Here is a 5,817-nt window from a genome sequence, read left to right as displayed (position 1 = left end):
CCTGGATCTCCCCTCGGACCTCCTGGATCTCTTCATGGGTCCTGTCCTCACTGGCCCGAATTTCTTCATGGGTCCTGATCTCGCTGGCCCGAATCTCCCCTCGGACCACCTGGATTTCTTCATGGGTCCTGGCGTCGCTGGCCTGGATCTCTTCATGGGTCCTGTCCTCACTGGCCCGAATTTCTTCATGGGTCCTGATCTCGCTGGCCCGAATCTCCCCTCGGACCGCATGGATTTCAACCTTGATGGAATTGAGTTCACCCATAAGGACCATGGTCAAGGCCGTAACCAGCGCCGCCACCACAGCCGTGACCACAGTCACTACCACAATGGGTTCCAGCCACCGCTGCCGCCATGACAGGGACGGGGGCGCCACGGTCGAAGTTGGCATCCCCTGGGTCGGTGGCCGCTGCTCCGTTGTGGGGGAGAGCTTGGGGGTTGGTGGGCTGGAGGTCATTGCTCAATACGCGGGGCTGTCATGCCCAATCGTTCCCATAGTTTAGTGGGGTGGCGTACGTGGGAGTGACAGTTCCCCGTGCTGGCTTTATCTGGAACCGGGGTTAGCCAGCTTCCTCTTGCGCGGGAGTGGGGTCAGCGATGGATGCCCGCTGAGCATCTCGGGCTTGGTCCGCCAGCAGGGTGTCCAGCAGCAGGTCGTTGATGGCTTTGATCTCGGCTTTAAGCTCGTCAGAGCGCTTGTCCTGCCTGGCCTCGCTGGCCCGAATTTCTTCACGGGTCCTGGCCTCGCTGGCCTGGATCTCCGCCTCGATGGAATTGAGTTCACCCATGAGGACCATGATCAAGGCCGTAACCAGTGCCGTCACCAGAGCCATAACGAAGATCACCACCACAACGGGTTCCAGCCACTGCAGCCGCACATGGGGCCGTTATGCCCTGGGGCTGTTGCGGCGCCTGCGGCCACAGGACGCCTGAACACGGCGGGCCGCAGCCGCCAGCCTTCGGGGCGCCTGGGGACAGCCGCTCCAGTGGAGATGCAGCCAGCTTGCATGGAGCCTGCCGTGGGCCAGGCCCTCCCTGCGGGTGGGGACACCCCATCCGCTCAGTTGCCAGAGGGGGTGCAGAGGCGGGGCGGGTTTGACGCCCGGATCCTGGGGGGCGCCTGCCGGCGCCGGCGCCACCTGCCAGTGGTGGAACTCATGCCCCACCATCTGCTCATGGGGATGCACCACGGGACTGGCGCCCCAGGCCACTGCCCTGCGGTAACCCAACTGGAAGGCGCCACGGCATGCGGCGCCGGGGAGAATGCCCGCCATGGGCCAGGGCCTGTTGTCCGGATCATGGAGGGTGTGCAGTAACAGCAACATCCCGCCGCACTCGGCATAGATGGGCAGGCCACGGCCATGGGCCGCCCGCAATGCCCCCAGGCTGCGGGTGGCCTGGGCCAGGGTGGCGCCGTGGAGTTCGGGATAGCCCCCCGGCAACACCAACCCTGCCGTCCCCTGGGGCAGGGGTTGATCCGCCAGCGGCGACCAGCCCCGGGTTCGCGCCCCGTAGTACTCCAGCCACTCCCGCTGCTCGGGGTAGAGGAAGCAGAAGGCCTGATCCTGGGCAATGGCCAGCAGGGGACCGGGGGCTCCAGCCGGCGGCGGGGCATCCGTGGGGCTGACGGCCAGGAAGGGGGATGGTCCGGGGCCGCCGCTGCTGGCTTGCAGGTGGGGCAGAAGACGGTCCACGTCAAGCTGGCGCAGCGCCATGACCGCCAACTGCTGGCAGCGGGCCTGGAAGTGGTGGATTTCCGCTGGCGGCAGGAGCCCCAGGTGGCGCGAGGGTAGCGCCATGGCCCCGGTGCGGGGCAGCACACCCAGCACCGGCAGACCCGTCGACTCCAGGGCCGCGGTCAGCAATTGCCGGTGCCGTTGGCTGCCCACGCCGTTGAGCACCACTCCGCACCACGGCAACTCGGGGGCCTGATCCCGGAAGCCCGCCACCAGGGCGCGGATGGAGGCTCCCTGACGGGCGGCATCCACAACAAACAGCAGGGGGAGATTGAGCAGGCGGGCTACGTGGGCGGTGCTGGCCTCCTGACTGGGGCCGAGGCCGTCATACAGGCCCATGACCCCCTCCACCAGGCAGGCGTCCGCGGCGCCCCCCCAGTGGCGGAACGCCGCCCGCAGCCATGGTTCCCCACAGAGGAGGGGATCCAGGTTGCGGCAGGGGCGGCCGCTGAGGGCCCCCAGCAGTTGGGAATCCAGGTAGTCCGGCCCCGTTTTGAAGGTTTGCACTGTGAGGCCCCGCTGGCGCAGAGCCGCCGTCAAGCAGAGACTCAGGAGGGTTTTGCCGGAGCCGCTCCGGGGTGCGGCGATGATGAGGCCCAAGGAGTGAGCGCAGTGATCAGGCCTGGCTGGCCGCCGCCAGCATCCGGTCCGCCAGTTGAGCCGTGGTGGCCAGCAGGGGATTGGTGGTGTCGTGGCCGCCGGTGAGGACACGGGTTTCCTGCACCTCCAGCGACCCCTCGATCAGCGGGACGATTTCTTCCACCAGGTCCCGGGACGAAATGTCCCCCCCCTCCAGCCGCATGCAGCCGCTGGCTTCTCCGCAGAGCACCACGCAGAGTTCCCGACTGTCGGGGGGTTGACACAACAGGCGCAGGCCCAGAACGGAGCCGGCATGGGGTTTGGGGAAGCCCACGGGAACCGACACCAGGCGCAGATCCGCCATGACCCCGTCCGGGCGCCGGAAGCGATAGACGCTGCTGTCCCGTTGCTGCTGGCGGCCTGTTTGCAGCGACCACTGAAGACGACCGGCGATCCAGGCGGCCAGCAGCAGCCCTTGGCACAACTGGTCCCCCTCCACGTCGATATCCACCTGCGCCACATGGCTGAGGGCGGTGCGGCGGTCCTGGGCGTCAAAGGCCATGGCCAGGGATTCCCGCCAACCCCCGAGGCGGTACCAGTTCAGATCGGAGACCGCCTGACCGGCGGCAATGCGCTGGGCCAGAATCCTGAGGGAGGGCCCGGTTTCCCCCAGGGCGGTATCCACGATCAGCCGTCGCGGCGCCGGCGCCAGCCGTTCAAAGATGTCCATGTGCTCCCCGAGGGCCCCTTCCCAGAGCACCCAGCAGGGCAACTGAGGGGGGATCAATCGGGGCAGCAGGTCCAGTTCCGCGGCAATGGACGCCACCCCGCCACGGAGCACCAGCACGTCCCCGCACACACTGCCGCCCCCACTGTTCTCCTCCGGCAGAGAGCAATAGGCGGCCACCAGGGCATCCAGGGCCTGCTCCCCGTCAAGGGTGGGGGCCAGGGTGATCATGCGGTGGGGCTGGAGTTCGCTGATGCTGCTTTCAATGGCCTGGCCCCGCAGATCGTCGTAGGCTCCGTTTTCCCCGGGTTGGGCGGCCAGCGCCTGGGCCAGAGTGTTGGAGAGGGGCGCGGTGGCGGTGGGGAGACCGTAGGCGCCAATGGCGCGACGGGCCGCATCCATCAGACAAGGGCGTTGCATCCCCATGACCGCATCCTCCAGCAGGCCGAGGCGGGACAGGTGCTGCTCCAGCCAGGCCGGTTCCCACACCACCAGGGTAAAGGTGGCAGAGCTGTTGGCGCCCTCTTCCGGATGCTCCCAAAGCTGCTTCAGGTGGTCGATCACCGCATGGGGCGACAGCTTGAGGGGGGCTTGCAGGGTGAACTGGGGAACCATGGCAAAGCGGGGCGGGGCTGAGGGGAGAGGCGTGGGAATCAGGGGCGGCGCCAGAGCAGACCGTCACGGGCCAGCAACTCGTCCGATGCCGCCGGTCCCCAGGTGCCGGCCTCGTAGGGGTGGACGGGGAAGCGATCCGGGGACTGTTTGAGCCCCTCCAGGATGGGGGTGTAGAGCCGCCAGGCGGCTTCCACCTCGTCACTGCGGGTGAAAAGGGTGGGATCCCCCAGCATGGCGTCCGCCAGGAGCCTCACATAGCCCTCGTCGGAGGGTTCCCCGAAGGACTCGTCGTAGGAGAAGTTCATGGAGATGGGACGGCTGCGCATCCCGGAGCCCGGGGCCTTCACCTCGAAACGAAACGTGGCGCCTCGTTGGGCTGGATGCGAATCACGAACTGGTTGGCGCTCACCCCACCCGCGGCGGCATCAAAAAGACGCACCGGGGCATCCCGGAAGGTGAGGGCCACCTCGCTGAGGCGTTTGGCCAGATGCTTGCCGGTGCGCAGGTAGAAGGGCACCCCCTGCCAACGCCAGTTGTCAACGAACAGCTTGATGGCCACGTAGGTTTCCGTGGTGCTGTCGGGATCCACGCCGGGTTCATGGCGGTAGCTGGCCATGGGATGTTCCGCCGTGCCGCCGCTGCCGTATTGTCCCCGTACGCAACAGCTCCAGGGCTGATCCGGGCTGGCCAGTTGGGCCGCCTGCAGCACCTTGGCCTTCTCGTTGCGGATGGACTCGGGTTCAAAGCGCCCCGGCGGCTCCATGGCGGTGAGGGCCAGCATCTGGGTCAGGTGGTTCTGCACCATGTCCTTCAGGGCGCCGGACTGTTCGTAGTAACTGGCCCGCTGTTCCACGCCCACGGTTTCCGCAGCGGTGATCTGCACACTGCTGATGTGGTTCCGGTTCCAGAGGGGCTCGAAGATGGAGTTGGCGAAGCGCAACACCATGATGTTCTGGACCGTCTCCTTGCCCAGGTAGTGGTCGATGCGGAAAAGCTGGTTCTCCTGGCCGCAGCTTCTCACCACCCGGTTAAGCTGCTGGGCGCTGGCGTAGTCCGTGCCGAAGGGCTTTTCAATCACCAGACGGCTCCGTTGCCGATCCGCCAAGAGTCCCGCTCCCGCCAGGGCCCGGGCGCCGGAGCCGTAATAGGCAGGCGAGACGGAGAGATAGAACGTGCGCTCACCCCGGGTGGCCCGCTGGCGATCCACCTGCTCCAAACGCTGGGCCAACCGCGCCAGGTGTTCCGGCTGTTGCAGGTCCACGGGTTCATAGAAGAGCCCCTGGCTGAACTGCTCCCACGCCTGGGGATGGGCGGCGATGGCGGGCTGGAGCCGCTCCGCCATGGTCTGGCGGAACACCTGGTCGCTCCAGGGGCGCCGGGCGCAACCCAGCACCGCAAACTCACTGGACAGGCGCCGCTGCAGGAACAACTCGAACAGGGCGGGGATCAACTTGCGGTGCGTCAAGTCGCCGGACGCACCGAAGATGATCAGGCACTGGGGGGGAATCACCCGCTCCTGGCGCAGGCCAACGCGCAGGGGATTGGTCAAGGTGGCGGCCATAAAGGCGTTGGAGCCGTCTGTCTGCCCTTCTTTAGCCACAACGGCGGCGTTTGGTGGGCATGGGGGATGCCTCAATAGGTTTCCACATGCCAACGGCCGGCTTTTTTCAACTGGGGACGCAGGTTTTTCCAATCCAGACCGCGGGCGGAAGCGGCGGCGGTCATGGCCTCGTCAATGCCCGGCTCCATGCCCCGCAGACCGCACATGTACAGGTGGGTGGCGTCCAGATTGATCAAGTTGAAGATCTCGTCGGCATATTCGGCCACCCGATGCTGGATGTACATGCGGCCCCCCTCGCTGTTCTTTTGCTCCCGGCTGATGGCCTTGGTGTAGCGGAAGTTCTCCGGGTAGGCGTTCAGGTAGCTCTGGAACTCATCCTCATAGAGCAGGTTGGGGGTGGTGGGAACGCCCATGAACAGCCAGGCCTTGCCGCGGAAGGCGTAGTCGGGATTTTTGGCCCGCTCACCGGGATCAAACATGCGGCGCAGATAGGCCCGCATGGGGGCAATGCCGGTGCCGGTGGCCAGCATGATCACGTTGGCCTCTTCATCCGCCGGCAGGAGCATTTCCTTGCCCACCGGCCCGGTGATCTTCACCGG

The 5,817-nt window shown here is 66.5% G+C and carries 4 protein-coding genes and 2 pseudogenes; all 6 read right to left on the bottom strand.

What is annotated here, in order from left to right; translation table 11 throughout:
• Positions 1-457: hypothetical protein (locus BG35_RS0105680; RefSeq protein WP_201768413.1), on the bottom strand; the 457-nt coding region annotated here is incomplete at its 3' end.
• A 103-nt stretch (positions 458-560) separates the two neighbouring features.
• Entirely contained in the window at positions 561-878 is a 318-nt protein-coding gene (locus BG35_RS0105675) for a hypothetical protein (RefSeq protein ID WP_025782061.1), read from the bottom strand.
• Between the two features lie 9 nt (positions 879-887).
• Complete coding sequence (locus tag BG35_RS0105670; protein ID WP_025782060.1) at positions 888-2,336, bottom strand: cobyrinic acid a,c-diamide synthase CobB; 1,449 nt, start codon at positions 2,334-2,336, stop codon at positions 888-890.
• A gap of 16 nt (positions 2,337-2,352) precedes the next feature.
• The gene (locus BG35_RS0105665; RefSeq protein ID WP_025782059.1) at positions 2,353-3,657 is read right to left on the bottom strand and encodes a glucose-6-phosphate dehydrogenase assembly protein OpcA; all 1,305 of its coding nucleotides are present in this window, start codon (positions 3,655-3,657) and stop codon (positions 2,353-2,355) included.
• Between the two features lie 38 nt (positions 3,658-3,695).
• Positions 3,696-5,218, bottom strand: a pseudogene (gene zwf / locus BG35_RS10540) (glucose-6-phosphate dehydrogenase).
• A 71-nt stretch (positions 5,219-5,289) separates the two neighbouring features.
• Positions 5,290-5,817: pseudogene (locus BG35_RS0105655) on the bottom strand (ferredoxin-NADP reductase); the annotation flags it as partial.

Origin of the sequence: Candidatus Synechococcus spongiarum SH4, assembly GCF_000586015.1 — a bacterium.
Taxonomy (GTDB): domain Bacteria; phylum Cyanobacteriota; class Cyanobacteriia; order PCC-6307; family Cyanobiaceae; genus Synechococcus_B; species Synechococcus_B spongiarum_F.
The sequence above is the reverse complement of the archived record's forward strand: the minus strand, read 5'-3'. Positions and strand labels throughout refer to the sequence as shown.

Coding starts and splice junctions, on each gene's coding strand:
- BG35_RS0105665 (WP_025782059.1), bottom strand. CDS start 3,657: ATGGTTCCCCAGTTCACCCTGCAAGCCCCCCTCAAGCTGTCGCCCCAT.